The organism is Bradyrhizobium sp. 2TAF36 (assembly GCF_052114925.1).
GTDB lineage: Bacteria > Pseudomonadota > Alphaproteobacteria > Rhizobiales > Xanthobacteraceae > Bradyrhizobium > Bradyrhizobium barranii.
On the sequence record NZ_JBFRFR010000005.1, the window covers coordinates 119350 to 137127 of the forward strand.

General features: G+C 63.6%; 17 protein-coding genes and 1 pseudogene. 11 read left to right on the top strand and 7 right to left on the bottom strand.

The features are described 5' to 3' along the window. Positions 1 to 77 precede the first annotated feature (77 nt). The gene (locus AB4Z51_RS04265) at positions 78 to 284 is read right to left on the bottom strand and encodes a cold-shock protein (RefSeq protein ID WP_007591938.1); all 207 of its coding nucleotides are present in this window, start codon (positions 282 to 284) and stop codon (positions 78 to 80) included. A 372-nt stretch (positions 285 to 656) separates the two neighbouring features. Between AB4Z51_RS04265 and AB4Z51_RS04270 the strand changes: the two genes are divergently transcribed. Continuing rightward, positions 657 to 1811, top strand: a complete 1155-nt coding sequence (locus AB4Z51_RS04270) for an autotransporter outer membrane beta-barrel domain-containing protein (RefSeq protein WP_441497076.1) — start codon at positions 657 to 659, stop codon at positions 1809 to 1811. 20 nt (positions 1812 to 1831) lie between these two features. On the opposite strand, the gene AB4Z51_RS04275 is transcribed toward AB4Z51_RS04270, so the two are convergent. Then, entirely contained in the window at positions 1832 to 2872 is a 1041-nt protein-coding gene (locus tag AB4Z51_RS04275) for a LysR family transcriptional regulator (RefSeq protein ID WP_071914600.1), read from the bottom strand. 71 nt (positions 2873 to 2943) lie between these two features. On the opposite strand from AB4Z51_RS04275, the gene AB4Z51_RS04280 reads away from it, so the two are divergent. The 4 genes from AB4Z51_RS04280 to AB4Z51_RS04295 are packed head-to-tail and all read left to right on the top strand — an operon-like array spanning position 2944 to position 4963. Beyond that, positions 2944 to 3561 (top strand): hypothetical protein, encoded by a 618-nt coding sequence (locus AB4Z51_RS04280; protein WP_208086453.1) that lies wholly within the window; start codon positions 2944 to 2946, stop codon positions 3559 to 3561. Then, complete coding sequence (locus AB4Z51_RS04285; RefSeq protein ID WP_063983664.1) at positions 3548 to 4168, top strand: GNAT family N-acetyltransferase; 621 nt, start codon at positions 3548 to 3550, stop codon at positions 4166 to 4168. The genes AB4Z51_RS04280 and AB4Z51_RS04285 overlap by 14 nt, the downstream gene beginning before the upstream one ends. Positions 4169 to 4193: 25 nt before the next feature. Beyond that, complete coding sequence (locus AB4Z51_RS04290; RefSeq protein ID WP_441497077.1) at positions 4194 to 4757, top strand: isochorismatase family protein; 564 nt, start codon at positions 4194 to 4196, stop codon at positions 4755 to 4757. 17 nt (positions 4758 to 4774) lie between these two features. Next, a complete protein-coding gene (locus tag AB4Z51_RS04295; RefSeq protein ID WP_441497078.1) occupies positions 4775 to 4963 on the top strand; it encodes a hypothetical protein in 189 nt (62 codons plus the stop codon). A 30-nt stretch (positions 4964 to 4993) separates the two neighbouring features. Here the strand turns inward: AB4Z51_RS04295 and AB4Z51_RS04300 are convergent, their stop codons facing one another. Both AB4Z51_RS04300 and AB4Z51_RS04305 read right to left on the bottom strand, forming a co-directional pair. Next, positions 4994 to 6586, bottom strand: coding sequence for an FAD-dependent monooxygenase (locus tag AB4Z51_RS04300; RefSeq protein ID WP_441497079.1), 1593 nt, complete (start codon positions 6584 to 6586; stop codon positions 4994 to 4996). Between the two features lie 100 nt (positions 6587 to 6686). Beyond that, positions 6687 to 7433 (bottom strand): IclR family transcriptional regulator, encoded by a 747-nt coding sequence (locus tag AB4Z51_RS04305; protein WP_208086455.1) that lies wholly within the window; start codon positions 7431 to 7433, stop codon positions 6687 to 6689. A 155-nt stretch (positions 7434 to 7588) separates the two neighbouring features. Here AB4Z51_RS04305 and AB4Z51_RS04310 point away from each other — a divergent pair, with 155 nt between their 5' ends. Beyond that, a complete protein-coding gene (locus tag AB4Z51_RS04310) occupies positions 7589 to 8920 on the top strand; it encodes an MFS transporter (RefSeq protein WP_208086456.1) in 1332 nt (443 codons plus the stop codon). 195 nt (positions 8921 to 9115) lie between these two features. Continuing rightward, on the top strand, positions 9116 to 10498 hold the full coding sequence (locus AB4Z51_RS04315; RefSeq protein WP_208086457.1) for an aspartate aminotransferase family protein: 1383 nt from the start codon (positions 9116 to 9118) through the stop codon (positions 10496 to 10498). A 255-nt stretch (positions 10499 to 10753) separates the two neighbouring features. Here AB4Z51_RS04315 and rnd read toward each other — a convergent pair whose 3' ends face one another. Next, positions 10754 to 11923, bottom strand: a complete 1170-nt coding sequence (gene rnd, locus AB4Z51_RS04320; protein WP_085402881.1) for a ribonuclease D — start codon at positions 11921 to 11923, stop codon at positions 10754 to 10756. Between the two features lie 353 nt (positions 11924 to 12276). Then, complete coding sequence (locus AB4Z51_RS04325) at positions 12277 to 13173, bottom strand: LysR family transcriptional regulator (protein ID WP_441497080.1); 897 nt, start codon at positions 13171 to 13173, stop codon at positions 12277 to 12279. A gap of 103 nt (positions 13174 to 13276) precedes the next feature. On the opposite strand from AB4Z51_RS04325, the gene AB4Z51_RS04330 reads away from it, so the two are divergent. Further along, on the top strand, positions 13277 to 14266 hold the full coding sequence (locus AB4Z51_RS04330; protein ID WP_441497081.1) for a zinc-dependent alcohol dehydrogenase family protein: 990 nt from the start codon (positions 13277 to 13279) through the stop codon (positions 14264 to 14266). 30 nt (positions 14267 to 14296) lie between these two features. On the opposite strand, the gene AB4Z51_RS04335 is transcribed toward AB4Z51_RS04330, so the two are convergent. Beyond that, positions 14297 to 14974 carry a FadR/GntR family transcriptional regulator gene (locus AB4Z51_RS04335; protein ID WP_259257836.1) on the bottom strand — a complete coding sequence of 226 codons (678 nt, stop codon included), beginning with the start codon at positions 14972 to 14974 and terminating at the stop codon, positions 14297 to 14299. A gap of 250 nt (positions 14975 to 15224) precedes the next feature. Here AB4Z51_RS04335 and AB4Z51_RS04340 point away from each other — a divergent pair, with 250 nt between their 5' ends. The 3 genes and pseudogenes from AB4Z51_RS04340 to AB4Z51_RS04350 all read left to right on the top strand — a co-directional run. Next, a complete protein-coding gene (locus AB4Z51_RS04340) occupies positions 15225 to 16364 on the top strand; it encodes an ABC transporter substrate-binding protein (RefSeq protein WP_441497082.1) in 1140 nt (379 codons plus the stop codon). 66 nt (positions 16365 to 16430) lie between these two features. Next, positions 16431 to 17495 carry an ABC transporter ATP-binding protein gene (locus AB4Z51_RS04345; RefSeq protein WP_441497083.1) on the top strand — a complete coding sequence of 355 codons (1065 nt, stop codon included), beginning with the start codon at positions 16431 to 16433 and terminating at the stop codon, positions 17493 to 17495. Between the two features lie 11 nt (positions 17496 to 17506). Next, positions 17507 to 17778, top strand: a pseudogene (locus AB4Z51_RS04350) (ABC transporter permease); the annotation flags it as partial.

A 17778-nucleotide genomic window follows, 5' to 3' on the forward strand; every position in this document is an offset into this window, starting at 1 on the left:
TTTCGTCTTCGCAAACAAAATCCCCCGGCAGAGCCGGGGGCATCGTCATGATCTCTCGCGCTAAGCTTTGAGAGACATCAGGAGACCTTGAGGTTCTCCGCGGATGCTTTGCCGCGGTTCTCCACGAGGTCRTATTCAACCACCTGGTTCTCATTAAGGGTCGAGAGTCCGGCACGCTCGACGGCCGAGATATGGACGAACACGTCCTTATCGCTGCCGTTCGGCTTGATGAACCCATAGCCCTTGGTCGGGTTGAACCATTTGACGGTGCCCTTTTGCGGCATCGCTCATCTCCTCCACTAGATACAAAAAAGACGCGGCCGCAGTTTCGCGTGCCACGCCACAAACGGGCTTCCGGTAGTCTGTTCGAGTCTCAATGTCGCGAAACGCACAGCCGAGCGGCCAATTCCGATTGTGTCCAATATTGCAACATGAAATTCGCGCGTTAGCAAGCGGTGCACGGCTTTCAAGATCGCGGCGGTTATCGCTGTCTGCTATTTGCGACCTGTGGCAAGGGAACCACAATCGAGGCAATAGCCCCGCTCCAGCGCGCCAACCGGTTGACCCTGCGTGGCAGTTCGGCACAAATCGCCGCAAGCGCGCGCCGTTCGTGTTGCATTTTTGCGCTCCGCCACTTTGCTTCGGGATTAGTCGTCATGCGCTGCGCCTTGCAGCTCTCCGGGACACGGCAGACGGTTGGGCTGGGCCGTGTCCGCCGGATCGCGGCTGCGCTCGTCATGGCGCTTGGACTCGTCGTGACGATGTCGGCGACATCAGCCTTCGCGCAGAGTCCGACGCCCACGCCGACCCCGACCCCGACACCCACGGCGTCACCGACCCCCATGCCGACCGCGACCAATTACGACCAGTCGGCCGGCAACAGTGCGCTCAATCTTGGCTCCAATTTCCTGGAGCGGCTCGGCAACCAGGCCTCTAGCGGCGTCAACCGTGCATCGCGCACCAATCCCGGTGGGGGCGGCGCCTCGGCGAGCACGGAGGATCCGCTCTACCGCACCTGGTTCGAAGGCTATGGCATCTCGGTCCGGACCGACGCGCAGGGCGACTTCGTCGGAGACAAGCGCAAGACCTTTGGCGGCGTCGCCGGTTTCGGCGCGCGGGTCGCGCCGGGCGTCAATCTCGGCTTCTCCGTCGACCAGAGCCATACCGACATCGACGTACCGCTGGCACTGCAATCGGCGACGCTCGACCTGACGCAAATCGGTTTCAACGGCTCGGTCGACAAGGGACCGTGGACCTGGGCGTTCGCGGTGGTGCACGGTTTCGGCAAGGTCCGTTCCAGCAGGGACACGGGCGTTGGTCTTGCGACCGCGGGTTATCGTGCCGCGATCGACGGTGGCCTGACCGAGATCAGCTATTACTGGACCAAGGACCAGATGCGCATCGTGCCCAAGGGCGCGCTCGAATATGTGCGCGCCACCAGCGCCGCGTTCCAGGAGGCCGGAGGGCTCGATCCACTGAACGTCGGCTCCACGGCACTCTCACGCGCGCGCGTGATGATCGGCGCGGAGATCGGGCGCTACTTCATTTACGACCAGAAGATCCTGGACCTGTCGGCCTACGGCAAGTTCGTCGACAATTTCTACCAGAACCTGGGATCGGTTCAGGTCAGCCTGGGAACCCAGAGCATCGTCGTTCCCGGCATCGGGGAGAGCCGTTACGGCATGGATGCCGGCGCCTCGGCCTCGCTCAGCCTCACGAGCGTCGCGCGGCTCTACATCAACTATGACGGCAAGTTCCGCAACGAATTGACGTCGCATCAGGGCACGGTCGGCTTCGAGTACAGATGGTGAGGGCGAAGCGCGCCCTGCGTCTACGTCGGCGTTGCCGCGACATAACCCGTTAGCCCAAAGCCCTCGCGCGCGGCCGTCATCATTGGCACCAGCGCATTCGGATGGATGAACTCGTCGCGGAAGCAGGGATAGGTCTTGGCATCGAAGATCTTCTTCAGCCAGTCGACCACGATCTTGTGGCGCTCGGAGTTGCGGAATTCCTTGTGATAGGTGAGCCAGAGATCGGCGTGGTGGCTGACACCGAGATCGACGGCAACGAGCGGTGCGCCGAGCGCGATCGACACGGTCGGCAGGAAGCCGATGCCGGCGCCGCGCTCCACCGCATAGAGCACGCCAACCGAGGAGTTGGTCTTGATCCCGACGATGCCTTCGAGCGACTTCAGTCCAAGCACGCGGGCGTAGGCGCCGTCGTCGACCTGCGGCGCGCTCTGCTTGATGATGCGATGGTTCTTCAGCTCGGCGAGGGACGCCGGCACGCCGTAGAGGTTCTCGTATTCCCTGGAGACGAAGGGATAGATGTGCAGGCGGCCGAGCTTGGCGACGATCAGGTCGGGATTGGTCGGCGGCTCGAGCTGGATCGCGATGTCGGATTCAAGCCGGGCGACGTCGGCCTGCTCCATCGCGCAGCGCAGATCGACGGTGATCTTGCGATAGGTCTTCTGGAAATCGATCAGCCGCGGCAGGATCCAGAAATTGCCGGGGCCTTCCGTCACCGCAACGCGCACCGTGCCTGACGTGTCGTTCGACGATCGCGAGGCACGCCGGAAGACGTTGAAGGCATGACGCTCCATATGCGCGACGTCGGCGATCATCGCAGCGCCTTCATCGCTGAGCGTCAGTCCGCTCTGGTCGCGCAGGAACAGCTTGCAGTCGATGCTCTCTTCGAGCCGGTCGATCCTGCGCATCAGCGTGGTGGAGGTGAGGCCGAGTTCTTCGGCCGCGTTGCGGAAACTTTTATATTTTGCGCACGCTAAAAAGAGTTTCAAATCGTCCCAGGACGCGTCCAGGGCTTCTTCACGGTGCTGCATCAAAGCAGCACCCCGGTGCAATAACTGCTGCATACGCCAGATCCCCAACCGCTAAGGTCATCGTCATAGCGGGGCACTAAATCCTCGGAGGATAGAGGGGTGACATGAGTATGGAAAGGGGCTCCTTTGCCGCAAGGCATGATTTCGATGCATTGCCGCTCAGTCCGGACGTCGATGTCCGATGTGCGCAATCTTCCGAAATTGCTGCGCTTTCTGAAATGGCGCACCGGCTGGTGCCGGGTGTGCAGATCGGAACGGCAGAGCTTGCGCGATATTTCACGTTCGATCCTCAGAGCATCCTGACATTCAGTCGCAAGGGCAATCTGGTCGGCGGCATGGCCTTCTTGTTCCTCAACGACCGCGGACACGATGCGCTGCTGCTCGACGAGATCTGCCTGACCGCACCCGAAACGCGCTATCTCGCTTCCGCGAAGGAAGACGTTGCAGCGATCTACATCTGGGCGATCGCGGCGACAGGCCGGGGTATCGCCGGTCTCGGCAAGGCCGCGGCTCATCTACGTCAGGTAAGGTTTCGCGGCGCGGATTGCTATGCGCAGCCGTCAACCGTGGCCGGACGCGACATCATGAAGGCGACGGGATTCGACCCCGTCCCGAGCTTCCAGCCCGATCTCTGGTGTTACGAGCGGCCCTGGCATCGGCAGCCGATGCGGATGCCGGGCGCGATCATCCAAACAAGGAGTTTTGCAGATGCACGGCACTAGGATTCCCCTCGCCAAGCCCGACTCCCGCGCCATCACCATTCGCCTCGCGCGCGATCCCAACGACCTCATGCTGGTCACCGCCATTCGCGCGGCGGTCTATCTCGCCGAGCAGGATTGTCCGTTCGACGAGGAGTTCGACGGCAACGACATGGTCGCAGCGCACTTCATCGGCTACGTCGGCAACGAGCCTGCGGGTTGCCTGCGGGTACGCTTCTTCGGGGATTTCGCCAAGGTGGAGCGGCTCGCGGTGCGTCATCAATATCGGCGCTCGCGCGTCTCGTTCAAGCTGGTTCAGGCGAGCGTCGACTATGTGAAGCGCAAGGGCTTTCGCAAGATCTACGGCCAGGCGCAGGACCGGCTGGTCGATTTCTGGGCTCATTTCGGCGCCAAGCCGCTCGGTCACAACCGCAAGATCACCTTCTCGGATTTCTCCTACACGGAGATGCTGCTGGAGATCGAGCCGGGGCCGGACGCCATCACGCTGGACAGCGATCCCTATGTGATCATCCGTCCCGAGGGCGATTGGGACCGGCCCGGCGTGCTCGACGCATCCGCGGGGCGGGCGGTGACCTCGCCGCTACGGGACCTCGCACTCGCCGATCACTGAAATTGGTGCAGCTCTGCGCAAGACAATGCTGGCTTCCATTACCGATGATCCGTCGATCCTGGTCTGTGCGGATCTCCAGGTCGAATATCTGACCCCCGGGCGTCGCCATGTCATCCTCGACGGCGAAGCCGCCACCGTGCGCTGCCTGGAGCTCCTGACACTGTGGCGCACCAATCTCTGGCCGGTGATGCATCTGAAGCGCATCGCCCAGGCGGCGTGGTTCAATCCGGCATCCAGGCTGACCGATTGGATCGCGGAGGCGAAGCCGCGGCCCGGCGAAATGACTTTCGAGCACCCGCTGCCGTCGGCCTACAGCTCTTCGCGGTTCGTGGACTACATGTCCAATATCCGCAATGTGCGCTGCATTCTGGTCGGCTTTTCCCTGGACGAAACCATCCTGGCCACCGCCGTCGACGGGTTTCACCGCAGCCATCGCTACCAGATCGCCACTGACGCCGTGGCCTGCCGGCAGCCGGGCACGGGCGATGCCGCCGTCTACAAACAGTCGGTGGTGAATGTGATCGGGAATTTTGCTACAGTCCATGCCAGCGCCGAACTGATCAGAACCAGCGGCGCCATCGCGGTCTAGGCGGCCGTGGTCGGCGGATGGATGGGGTGGGACATTGTCACGGGGGGGACGAGCTCAAGGAGCTGGCAAGCGATTTGTCGCGTGCTGTGGAGACGGCGCGCAGCGTCGGCTTGCCCACGACGGTCTATCTGCTCTCGATGGCGCTGGTGGAGGTGAGGGAAGCCGCTCGCGCTGCCGACGAAGAGGATGACGACGGCGCGGCGTAGGGTTTCGGGCCTGCGGCGAAAGCGTTTCTCTCAGGATCGGCCGATGGCGCGCATCAGGATATCGGATGCGTCATCAGCGTTGTCGCCCGCGTAGGCGACGAATTGATCGGGCCGCACCAGGATCAGCCGCGCCTCGTATTTCTCGCGTCCGCCTGATGCGGTGTCCCTGATCACCGTCAGCGGGATGCCAAGCCGCGCGGCGGCTTGCTCAAGAGCTGTTGCCGCGGCGCCGTCCGTCAGATCGATCAAGGTGAAGCCGTCGCCCAATTCCTCGAACACGTTTTTGCCTGACGACAGAGGTTGCGGGGTGAGATGATGACCTGCGCGCGCCGGATAGGCGTGCGAGCCGATCGCGCTGCAGACAGCGCCGGCCGGACCAAAGACGATTGGTGACCCCTCGTAATTCGGCTCGAAGGCGTTGACCTCGGCGCGCGCGCCGGAGTGCCGCTCGTGCCAGGCGGCCTCGAAATCCGCCCGATCGCGCGCCGGATCGTGCCGGCGAAGAAAATCGCGGTCGCGGAAGATCGGAGTCTCGATGAAATCGCGCGCAGTGGACGCAAACACCGGACGCCGCTCGGCATCGTAGCTGTCGAGCAGACCGGCTGGCGCCCAGCCTTGCAGCGTCGCGGCGAGCTTCCACGCCAGATTTGCGGCGTCCTCGAAGCCGGTGTTGATGCCATAGCCGCCGTAGGGCGGATGGCTGTGCGCGGCATCTCCGGCGAGGAAGACGCGGCCGGCGCGGTAGCTGTCCGCGACCGTGAAGCGAAGATCCCAGAATCCGATGTGCTCGAACTCGATGTCGAATTGTGCGCCGGCGGCATCGTGCAGCAAGCGTCGGAAATCGAAATTGTCGGCGGTGGCGTCCGCGGGAACGGGGGCATGGAAGAACCAGGTGCTGCCGAGATCGACCCGGCCGAAGAACTTCCAATAGCCCTCGAGGTCCGGATGCAACACGCTGTAGAACGACTTGCCTGGAAAGGCCTCGAGCAGTCGATGCAATTCGACGGAGCGAAACACCAGCAGCACCATCAGCCGGTCGTGGTCGGAGCGGGTCTGGGTGATGCCGGCGCGTTCGCGCACGATCGATCGGCTGCCATCGCAGCCGATCACGTAGTCGGCGCGAAGGCTCTGCATCATCCCGTCGCGATTTTCGATGTCGAGGCTCACGCCCTCGGCGTCAGGCCGGATATCCCGGCAGGTCCAGCCGTATCGCAGGTCATTGGAGGGAAGCTGTGCCGCCCGTTGCCGCAACACGGCTTCGGTCGCGTATTGCGGCAGGCGTTCGTTGTCGGTGAAATAGAAGGGGCGGACGAGTTCGCGCTGCAGCCAGTTGTAATTGTAGCCGCTGAGCAGCGTCCCGTAGCTGGTCATTCCGCCGATGCCATAGTCGGGAGGAATGGTGCGGGCCGCGCGCAGCGCTGCCTCCGCGCCCCAGAAATGGAAATGCTCCATCGTCCGCTGCGTGAGGTTCTGTCCCTTGGGGATCGGCTGCGGCTGTTCGTGGCGTTCCACGACGATGGTCTTGATGCCGCGCTGGCCAAGGCCGATCGCCAGACCCATCCCGACCGGTCCGCCGCCGACGATCACGACGGGCGCGTCGCTATCCGCTGAAGCCTGCCTCACATCGCTTCCCCACGATTGTCATCGCGCGAGGCGCGATCGCTCGTCCTCATGAGATGTCGCACGGATCTCGTCAAGTAAAATCTCAAATAATGAGATTAGATTACGATGTCATTACCTCGGAGATTTGCCGGGCCGCTTCGCTGACCTCCGCGCTGATGCGATCGATCAACTCGCCCTTGGCATGTGGTCCGGCGATCGTGATGCAGAGGCTTGCGATCGGGTAGCCCGCATCGAGGATCGGCGCGGCGATCCCGACCGCGCCCGGTGTCACTTCGCCAAAGGCAACCGCGACGCCAGCGCGCCGCACGCGTTTCAGCGCTGCCAGGATTTCGTCGGAGGTGTCGCCGACGCCGACGCTGCGCAGATCGGCGGCATAGCGCGTCACCAGTGGCATTACGCGTTGCTTGGGCAGAAAGGCCATGATCGAGCGCGCGATTGCCCCACGTCCCATCGCCATCGGTCGGCCACGCGGATAGCTGCTTACGGGATTCACGACGGAGGCGATTGAAGCCACGCACAGCATCTTTTCGCCATACCAGCGCACGACCAGGGCCGTACAGGGGTGCGCGGCCGACAGCCGCTCCAGATGCGGGGTGGCTGCTGCGATCAGCGGATCGGAACGGCGGCTGAGATAGTCCATCTCCACCACGCGCGGGCCAAGCGCGAACCGGCCGCCGCGCGTCGGCATCACGAAGCCGCTGTCCTTCAAGCTCTTCAGATAGCGATACAGCGTCGGCCTTGTGTAGCCGAGCTCCTTCATGAGCTCTTCGGGCGACCATTGCGGCCGTGCCTCGGTGAAGAGATCGAGCACGGCAAGAACCCGATCCTGACTGTTTGCTTTGACCAAGTGAGATTCGATCCAGCTTCGCGTATTCGCCGTGATACCCGCATTCGCGTCGGCCGCAAAACGGCGGCACGGCAGTGGCTTGCCTTCGTTATAATCTCACTATAAGAGATTTTAAGAAGAATAATAGTGCGTGAGCTGCCGGGGAGGGGTTGGGCATGGCCGTCACAGCTACGGATGGGATCGTGTCGGGCACGGTCGACGTTCCCGCCTATGTCGATCGTCAGCCGGTCGGCGCCTTTCAGATCCGGGTTCTGCTCGTCTGCGCCGCGGTGCTGTTCATCGACGGCTTCGACACCCAGGCCATCGGTTATGTCGCGCCTGCAGTCGCGCAGGAATGGAAGCTGGCGCGTGGCAGCCTGGGTCCGGTGTTCAGCGCGGGGCTTCTGGGTCTCATGATCGGCGCCCTGATCTTCGGTCCGATGGCCGACAGGATCGGTCGCCGCCGCATCATCCTCGCAAGCACGCTGGTGTTCGGCATCGGGACGCTGCTCACCGTGTTCGCGGTGGATACGACCTGGCTGATCGCGTTGCGCGTTCTGACCGGTCTCGGTCTCGGCGGTGCAATGCCCAATGCGATTGCGCTGATCTCCGAGTTCAGCCCGCATCGCCGCCGCGCCACCATGGTCATGATCATGTTCGCAGGCTTTTCGATCGGTGCGGCCCTGGGCGGGCTGCTGGCGGCCGCCATGATCCCGGCTTTCGGCTGGCGCTCGGTGTTCCTCGTCGGCGGCCTCGTGCCGCTGCTGCTTCTGCCTTTCCTCTTCAAGGCGTTGCCGGAGTCGATCCGGTTCCTGGCGATGATGGGCGGCCGCGACCGCGAGGTGGCGAACCTCCTGCAAAAGATAGCCCCGGGGGTATCCTTCGCCGGCAATGCCAAATTCGTGGTCCAGGAGCCCAAATTGTCGGGATTGCGCGTCGCGCATTTGTTTGCAGAGGGCCGCGCATCGGTGACGGTTCTGCTCTGGGTCGTGTTCTTCATGAGCCTGCTCGACCTGTATTTGCTGTCGAACTGGCTGCCCACCGTGCTGAACGATCTCGGCGTGTCGGTTTCGGGGGCGGCCGCGATTGGTGCGATGCTCCAGGTCGGCGGCGTGGTCGGCACGTTCACGCTCGGCCAGTTCATCGACCGCTTCTCGTTTCGCGCGCTGTCGCTGACCTATCTCGCTGCGGCGGTCGCGGTGGCCGCCGTTGGGATGGCCAGCCATTCGATCGTCCTGGTCACGATCGCGATCTTCGCGTCGGGATTTTGCATCGTCGGGGGACAGATCGCCTCGAACGCGCTGACGGCGACCTTCTATCCGACGGCGATCAGATCGACCGGCGTGGGCTGGGCGCTGGGCATCGGCCGCATCGGCTCGATCGTGGGGCCTCTGATCGGCGGCGTCATGCTGGCCCGCGACATGGGACCGCAGCCGCTGTTTGGCGCTGCGGCCGTCCCGGCATTGATCGCCGCGGCGGCGGCCTTCGTGCTGGCACGGCGAGGCTAGCCGAGGCGATATATCCTGCCGAAGTGCCAGCGCTGCTTTCCTGCAACGCTCGTGTGCGCTTGTTGCCAACGAAATGACGTTGCAAGTTGCGGCCTGCCGCAATAGCCAAGATGTCGACGTTTTCTTTGGACAAGCTCGTCGTTTGGACAGGTCTGCGTCATGACCTCCAATGACGCACCGTTGAGGAATCCCGCAATGTCCATGCTGCCCAATTCGCAAGAGGCCCGGGACGTGGCCTACCAGCTCCATTCCTATACCAATGCGCGCGCGCATCAGCAGGCCGGTCCGCTGGTGATCGAGCGTGGCGAGGGTCCTTACGTGTTCGACGCGTCGGGCAAGCGCTATTTCGAGGCCATGGCCGGCCTGTGGAGCGTCGGGCTCGGCTTCAACGAGAAGCGRCTGGTCGAGGCGGCGCACAAGCAGATGCTGGCGCTGCCGTTCTACCATACGTTCTCCGCCAAATCGCACGGGCCCTCGATTGACCTCGCCGAGAAGCTGGTGGCGCTCGCGCCGGTGCCGATGAGCAAGGTGTTCTTCACCAATTCCGGCTCGGAGGCCAACGACACCGTCCTCAAGCTGATCGCCTATCGCTCCAACGCGCTTGGCCAGCCGCAGCGCAAGAAGATCATCAGCCGGATGCGCGCCTATCACGGCGTCACCATTGCCTCGGCAAGCCTCACCGGCCTGCCGAACAACCACCGCTCGTTCGACCTGCCGCTGCCCAACATCTTGCACACGGGCTCGCCGCATTTCTACAAGGACGGCGCGCCCGGTGAGAGCGAGGAGGCGTTCGCAACGCGCCGGGCCGAGGAGCTCGACGCGCTGATCCAGAAGGAGGGCCCGGATACGATCGCGGCCTTCTTCGGCGAGCCGGTGATGGGCGCGGGCGGCGTCGTCGTGCCGCCGGCGACCTATTGGGAGAAGATCCAGGCAGTCCTGAAGAAATACGACATCCTGCTGGTCGCAGATGAGGTCATCTGCGGCTTCGGCCGTACCGGCAAGATGTTCGGCTGCGAGACCTACGGCATCAAGCCGGACGTGATGGTGGTCTCCAAGCAGATCACCTCGAGCTATTTCCCGCTGTCGGCGATCATCCTGAACGACCGCATGTTCGAGCCGATCGCGGACGAGAGCAACAAGATCGGCGTGCTCGGCCACGGTTTCACTGCGGGCGGCCATCCCGTCGGCTCGGCCATTGCGCTGGAGAATCTCAAGATCATCGAGGAGCGCGGCCTGGTCGCGCACGCCGCCGAGCTCGGCGGCTACATGCAGGGCAAGCTGCGCGAGCTCACCAGCGATCCGCTGGTCGGCGAGGTCCGCGGCGTCGGCATGATCGCGGCGATCGAGCTCGTGCTCGACAAGGGACGCAAGACGGCCGCCAGCACGCCCGGCGCCGTCGGCGGCATCGCCAGCCGCATGCTCCAGGAGCGCGGCGTGATCTCGCGCAACATGCTGGATGCCATCGCCATCTGCCCGCCGCTGATCGTCACCAAGGCCCAGATCGACGAGCTGATCGCGGCCATTACGGGCGTGCTGAACGACATGAAGCCGGAAGTGGCGAAGCTGACGCCGGCGTAGGCTCTCTCCTCGTCATTGCGAGGAGCCCGCAACAAAATTGCGAAGCAATTTTGCGCTGGCGACGAAGCAATCCAGACCGTCTCCGCGGAAAGATTCTGGATTGCTTCGCTTCGCTCGCAATGACGGCGTTGATGCAGTGAGCCTCGATTTATCACCGTCACCCTGAGGTGCTCGCCTCTTCGGCGAGCCTCGAAGGGCGACGGCCGACTGGCCGCAGCGGGGGCCGCTCATCCTTCGAGGCTCACGCCTCGCGCCTCAGGATGACGGTTTAACCGGCTCCACCCGTTGGACCCCGATCACGCGGCCTTTCTCGATCGCGAGCGCCAGCTCGCCGCGCTTGAGCTTCAAGGCGGCGTCGCCGAACAACTCGCGGCGCCAGCCGCGCAAGGCCGGCACGTCGGCCTCGTCGTCCGCTGCGATCTCTTCGAGATCGTCGACAGTGGCGATCACCTTGCTGGCGACCGCGTGGCGCTCCGCGGTCATGCGCAGCAGCACCTTCAACAGCTCGACGATGGCGGCGCCATTGTTGTTGTTGCGCGGCTTCTCCAGCTTCGGCAGCGTCGCGAAATCCCGCGCCAGCCCGCGCTCGACCGCGGCGACGATGTCCGCGCCCCATTTGGATTTCTCGAACCCCTTCGGCACCGAGCGCAGATGGGCGAGCTTCTCCAGCGTGTTCGGCGCGTGGGTCGCGATGTCGCTGATGGCTTCATCACGCAGCACGCGGCCGCGCGGCACGTCGCGGCTCTGCGCTTCCTGCTCGCGCCAGGCCGCGACCTCCATCAGGACCGCGAGGTCCTTGGGCTTGCGGACCCGCGTCTTCAGCCGTTCCCAGGCGCGCTCGGGGTGGAAGTCGTAAGTGCGGGGCGAGGTCAAAACCTCCATCTCGATGGAGACCCACTCGCTGCGGCGCCGCTTCTTGAGGTCGGCATCGAGCGCGGCGAACACGTCGCGCAGGTGCGTGACGTCGGACACCGCGTAGTGCATCTGCTCTTTTGTCAGCGGCCGGCGCGACCAGTCGGTGAAGCGGTGGGTCTTGTCCGGGCGGTGGCCCGCGACCTTCTCGACCAGCGCGTCATAGGCGATGCTGTCGCCATAGCCGAGCACCATGGCCGCGACCTGGGTGTCGAACACCGGGTGCGGGATGATGTTGGCCTGGTGCCAGATGATCTCGATGTCCTGGCGGGCGGCATGGAATACCTTCAGCACGCCCTCGTTGCCCATCAGGTCGAAGAACGGCTTGAGGTCGATCCCCTCGGCCAGGGTGTCGATGACGATCGCTTCCTCGGGGCTGGCCATCTGCACCACGCACAGCAGCGGGTAGTAGGTGGTTTCGCGCAGGAACTCGGTATCGACTGTAATAACGGGGTGCTTGGCCAGCCGGCTGCAGGCAGCCGCGAGGTCAGCGGTGGTGGTAATCAAATCCATGAACGGCCCATGACACTTGGTATCAGCCGTTCTGCCGAAAGCGCTGTGATGTCAAGGGGCTCTAAGCGAATTCGAGCATTGCATCAGGCCGGAATCGTCTCTTTCCGACGAAATTCCTATTCGTAACGGATCCGGTGCGAGGATTTGCGCGCGCAGGGCAGCGCCACCACGACCACGCACATGGCGACCAGCGCCAGCCCCAGGAACTCGAAAACCAACAGATCCACGGCGAAATCTCCAGAAACATTGATAGATTTGTCGGGGGTACGTTGAGGGTCTGTTAATGCTCGTGGTTACCGGCCGCCCGGCAAGCCGGATGGTGGACGGGGAGTTAACGGGGGCGGGCTCGACCATCACCCCATGAGCTTCGGCAAGGCGGCGAGCGCGTCCACGGCGGCACGCACTTTTGGCGGAATCCGGGGCGAACGGGGCCACAGCGCGTGGCAGTCGTAGAGGAATTCGGGCTGGCCTTCGAGGAGGCCGACCAGCGCGCCGCTGTTGAGACGCTCGCGGACCAGCCAATAAGGCAGCCAGGCGAGCCCCATGCCCTGTGCGGCGGCGTCCGCGATCGCCTCCATATCGTCGAGCCTCAGCCTGCCTGACGGCATGATCTCGCGTGCCGGCTGGTCGGCTTGTGGAAACAGCCATGGCCGGACGCGTCCAGAGCGGCGATAGATGATCGCCTGATGCGCGGCGAGATCGTCGAGCGATTTTGGTTTGCCGTTGGCGCGTAAATAGGACCGCGCGCCGCACACCACCATGCGCTGGCTTGCGATGCGCCGCGTGATCAGACCGGACTGGTCGTCGAGATCGCCGGTCCGGATCGCAAGATCGTAGCCGGCCTCGATGATGTCAGCGATGGGATCGCCGAAGGAGAGGTCGAGCTCGAGATGCGGATATTTTCGCGCGAGCTTCATCAACAGAGGGGCGATGCAGTGCCGTCCGAGCAGGGCAGGCATGGTCACGCGCAGCCTGCCGCGCGGCGCGGAGAGTTCATCGGCCACGACGGCGTCGGCGGCTTCGGCCTCGCTGAGTACCGCGCGGCAGCGCTCGTAGTAGGCCTGGCCAGCCTCGGTCAGGCTCTGGCGCCGCGTGGTGCGGTTGAGGAGGCGGACGCCGAGACGTTCTTCGAGGAAGCGCACATGCTTGCCGACCATCGGCCCCGACATCTCCAGGGCGTYGGCCGCGGCCGCGAACGAACCGAGATCGACGGCCCGGACGAATACGGCCATGCTGGTCAGGCGGTCCATGATTGAAAACTCCTGGTTTCGACTGTTCGCGTATTCGGGCCATTTATCCACTTCGGTGGGATCGGCATAGCTCCATTCAGTTCAATTGTTTTGGAGTGTATCCATGACCCGCGTCGTTCGCTTTCACCGGCATGGCGGTCCCGAAGTGCTGTGCATCGAGACCGTCGACGTTCCACCGCCGGCAAAGGGCGAGGTGCAGATCCGGGTCAGGGCGCTCGGTCTCAACCGTGCGGAGGCGCTGTTGCGGACGGGCACCTATATCGAGACCGCGACATTTCCGTCCGGCCTTGGCCTGGAGGCGGCAGGTATCGTCGAGGCGATCGGTGAAGGCGTGGCCGGCTTTGCGCCGGGCGATGCAGTCAGCATCGTGCCGCCGCTGTCGATGGTGCGATGGCCGGCCTATGCCGAACTCGCGACGTTTCCGGCCGAGCTCGTCGTGAAGCATCCGCCCGAGCTTGGCTTCGAGGCGGCGGCTGCGGTGTGGATGCAGTATCTGACGGCCTACGGCGCGCTGGTCGACATCGCCGGACTTGGGCGAGGGGATGTCGTCGCAATCACGGCGGCATCGAGCAGCGTCGGGCTTGCGGCCATCCAGATCGCGAACCGGATCGGCGCTGTCCCGGTCGCCCTGACGCGGACCTCGGCCAAGCGGCGCGCCTTGCGCGATGCCGGCGCCGCGCACGTGATCGCCTCGGACGAGGAGGACATCGGAGCGCGGTTTGCGGAGATCGCCGGTTCAAACGGCGTCCGCGTGGTGTTTGACGCCGTCGGAGGTCCGGCATTCGAGCCGCTGACCGCGGCGATGTCACCGGGCGGAATCCTGATCGAGTATGGCGGGCTGAGCACCGCGCCGACGCCGTTCCCGCTCTTCAACGTGTTGACCAAGAGCCTGGTCCTGCGCGGCTACCTCGTGCACGAGATCATCCGCGATCCCGTGCGCCTTGCGAAAGCAAAGGCGTTCATCCTCGACGGGTTGTCAGACGGCAGCTTGAAGCCGGTGATCGCCAGAACGTTCCCGTTCGAGGAGATCGTCGAGGCGCATCGCTTCCTGGAGTCGAACAATCAGTTCGGCAAGATCGTGGTGACGATCTAAGCGCGCGGTGCGTGGCTCACATCGCGGCGATCAGCCCCCCTCGAATATTCTCTTGCGGGCATTTTCGACATGCGTGCGCATGGCGCGGCGGGCGCCGTCCTCGTCTTGTGCCTCGATGGCCTCGAACACGCGGCGATGCTCCTGCTGCCCCCTGAGAATGCGGCCGCGCGGCTGAATGAGCGACAGGTTGCGGTTGAGATTGACGCCAATGGCGATCTGCTCCCTCAACGACGTCAGCGTCTCGACAAAGAACCGGTTGCCGCTCGCCTCCGCAATCGTGCGGTGGAAGAGGAGATCTTCCTCGACACCAAGGCCGCCCTCGCGCCCTTGGGCAACCATCGTATCCAGCCTGGTCAGGACCTGCTGAATGCGGCGCAGGCTTTGTCGGTCCCGGTTGCGGGCGGCGAGGGCCGCGGCATCGCCTTCGACCGCCATCCGGAAGATGAAGCAGCGCTGGATGTCGGGGATGCTACTGACGGGCGCGAAGTCGAAGGCATTGGCGGCCGGGCGCCGCGTCACGAACCATCCCGCGCCCTGGCGTGATGCGATCAGCCCGTCGTCGCGCAATCGCGTCAGCGCCTCGCGAACGACGGGCCGCGACACGCCGAGGAGTTCGGCAAGGCCATTCTCGGGCGGTAACCGGCAGTTCACGGGAAGGATGCCGATCGCGATCTGACCCAGCACATGGTCGTAGATCCGGTCGCTCAATCGTCCCGTCGAGGACGACAGCGGCAACTCCGCGGATTTCATCGCAGGCTTTTTCAAGTCCGGCTCCGTCCGGTTTTGCGTTCGGCTTCCAAACAAGTTTTTGACATTTCAGTCCGTGCACAAGGCACTCGGGCGGCAGTTCGAAACAGCCACAGAACAGACCGCTTGACAACCAGCGAAGATTTCGTCGATGTTTGCCTTACAAATAAATAACAAGTTGCGCAAAAAATAAAGCGCGTGGGAGGCGAGAATGAAACCGAGGTCAGCAACCCCAATGGTCGCCGTCCTGTTGGGGGCGTGTCTTTGCAGCGGAGCCCTGGCCGCTCCGGTCAGTCTTTCGATCATCGATACCGGCGGTGACCTGGCCTCGGTGCAGACCATCATCGAGAACTACAAGAAGGCGAATCCGGACAAGGTCAGCGAGATCAGGATCCAGCGCGCGCCCGCGCCGGAGCTTCCGGCCAAAATCAAGGCGCAGCAGGATGCCGGACGCCTCGATATCAATCTGGTGCTGACCGGGCAGGATGGCGGCGCGCTGCTGGCCCAGAACGGCCAGCTCATCGCCATCCCCGATTATCAGAAGAACTTTCCGCGCGACGGCCTCACCGACGCGGGCAAGGCGCTTTACGACGAGGGCAAGGGCGTCCTCATTCCGTCAGTCGGCAATGCCGGTGGACCGGTGCTGATCTACAATCCGGCGAAGGTGCCGAGCCCGCCGAAGACCGCGCAGGAACTGCTTGCCTGGGTGAAAGCGAATCCGGGCAAGTTCATGTACGCGCGTCCGGCGAACAGCGGGCCGGGCCGCGCGATCCTCCAGGGCTTTGCCTTCATTCTTGGGGACTCCAAGCCGCTCGACCCCGAAAAGGGCTGGGACAAGAGCTGGGATTTCCTGAAGGAGCTCGGCAAGTCCGTCGAATATTATCCGACCGGTACCGCGATCACGTTGAAGGAATTCGCCCAGGGGCAGCGCTGGATGATCGCCGGGATCATGGAATGGGACATGAAGCCGCGCGCGCAGAGCGTGATCCCGCCGGACTCGAAGATCGCAATTTTGGAGAACACCRCGTTCGTGGTGGACGGTCACTATTGGTGCATCCCGAAGGGTGTGCCGCAGGAACAGGTCGATGTCATCGTCGACCTCATGAAGTTCATGTGGAAGCCGGAGCAGCAGGCGCTCACCTGGAAGGCCTTCATCGGTCCGGTCGTGAAGGCCGCAGCCCTCGCATCGGCGCCCAAGGAAATTCAGGACGAGGTCAAGGAGTTCTGGCGTCCTGAATACGATCAGATCGGGACCAAATGGAAGGTATCGCCTCCACTGGGCGTGACCGAGCTGAGCTACGCGATGGAACGGTGGGACCGTGAGGTCGGTGCCGATCAGGTCAAGAAATAACAATAACCGGGACCAAGACGCGAGGGCGCGCAGGTGCGGCCCTCGCGCGCGTATGCGGGGCGGGGAATGGCCGACTCTATCGATAAGCTGCAGATGTCGATCACCAAGCGTTATGGCGGCAAGGTGGTGCTCGACCACTTTCCGCTGGAGATCGGCGGCCGCGAGTTCGTCACCTTCCTGGGGCCGAGCGGGTGCGGAAAGTCCACGGCGCTCGGCATCATCGCAGGCCTGGTGCCGCCGAGCGACGGCGAGATCCATCTCAACGGACGACGGATTGACGATGTCTCGCCCGAAAAGCGCGGGTTCGGCATGGTGTTCCAGAACTACGCGCTGTTTCCGCATCTGACTGTGTTCGGCAACGTCGCCTTCGGCCTCACTCTCCAGAAGCGGCCGTCTGTGGAAATCGAGCAGCGCGTGCGGGACATGCTCGGTCTGGTGCGTCTTGCCGGTTATGAAGACCGCTATCCCGGTCAGCTCTCGGGCGGACAGCAGCAGCGTGTCGCCATTGCGCGGGCTCTTGTGCTGCACCCTCGGTTGATGCTGTTCGACGAGCCGTTGTCCAACCTCGACGCGAAGCTCCGCGTCGAGATGCGCGCCGAGATCAAGCAGCTGCATAGGCGGCTTGGCCTGACCTCCATCTACGTCACCCACGACCAGGCCGAAGCTCTCTCGCTCTCCGACCGCATCGTCGTGCTACGCGAAGGTGTGCTCATGCAAGTCGGGACGCCGCAGGAAATCCACGACCGCCCCAAGAACGTCTTCGTGGCGGATTTCATGGGCTTTCGAAATTTCCTCGATGTGACACTCGGCAAGGAAGCGGGCGGTATGATCGAAGCCGGTTTCAAGGGGCAAATCCTGCAGGCCAGGGCCAGGGATAGCTTCCGCCTGGGCGAGCACGCCGTTCTGGCTATCCGGCCGGAAGATGTGCGTCTCGGCAAGTCTGGTGATGGCGTCAACGTGCTGCGCGGCAAGGTCGAGCTGGTCGAATATCTCGGACGCGAGCAGGAGGCCGAGATCGCGCTCGATGGCGGCGCACGGCTCTGGGTCCGTTCGCACGAGAAGCTCGTTTTGAGCGAGATGCTGGATCTGACCTTGCCGGCGGACAAGTTCGTCCTGCTGCGTCGCGAGTGAGGGGACAGATCGTGGGCCGCATCCGCTCTGATTCTCGCAGCGAACTGGACCTCGTCGCGATCCTCTGCCTTGCGCCGTCGCTGCTCTACGTGCTCGCGATGTTCGTCTACCCGTTCCTCTACGGGATCTACATCAGCTTGCAGCCGAAGAAGCGCGACGCCGGGATATTCTCGAACTATGTCGCGTTCTTCAACGACGCCTACCAGTACAATACGATCAAGACGACCTTCATGTTGGCGTTGCCGACGACGGTCGCGGTCGTGTTGGTTGCGCTGTTCCTCGC

Coding starts and splice junctions, on each gene's coding strand:
- AB4Z51_RS04270 (WP_441497076.1), top strand. CDS start 657: ATGCGCTGCGCCTTGCAGCTCTCCGGGACACGGCAGACGGTTGGGCTG.
- AB4Z51_RS04275 (WP_071914600.1), bottom strand. CDS start 2,872: ATGCAGCAGTTATTGCACCGGGGTGCTGCTTTGATGCAGCACCGTGAA.
- AB4Z51_RS04280 (WP_208086453.1), top strand. CDS start 2,944: ATGAGTATGGAAAGGGGCTCCTTTGCCGCAAGGCATGATTTCGATGCA.
- AB4Z51_RS04285 (WP_063983664.1), top strand. CDS start 3,548: ATGCACGGCACTAGGATTCCCCTCGCCAAGCCCGACTCCCGCGCCATC.
- AB4Z51_RS04290 (WP_441497077.1), top strand. CDS start 4,194: ATGCTGGCTTCCATTACCGATGATCCGTCGATCCTGGTCTGTGCGGAT.
- AB4Z51_RS04295 (WP_441497078.1), top strand. CDS start 4,775: ATGGATGGGGTGGGACATTGTCACGGGGGGGACGAGCTCAAGGAGCTG.
- AB4Z51_RS04310 (WP_208086456.1), top strand. CDS start 7,589: ATGGCCGTCACAGCTACGGATGGGATCGTGTCGGGCACGGTCGACGTT.
- rnd (WP_085402881.1), bottom strand. CDS start 11,923: ATGGATTTGATTACCACCACCGCTGACCTCGCGGCTGCCTGCAGCCGG.
- AB4Z51_RS04330 (WP_441497081.1), top strand. CDS start 13,277: ATGACCCGCGTCGTTCGCTTTCACCGGCATGGCGGTCCCGAAGTGCTG.
- AB4Z51_RS04345 (WP_441497083.1), top strand. CDS start 16,431: ATGGCCGACTCTATCGATAAGCTGCAGATGTCGATCACCAAGCGTTAT.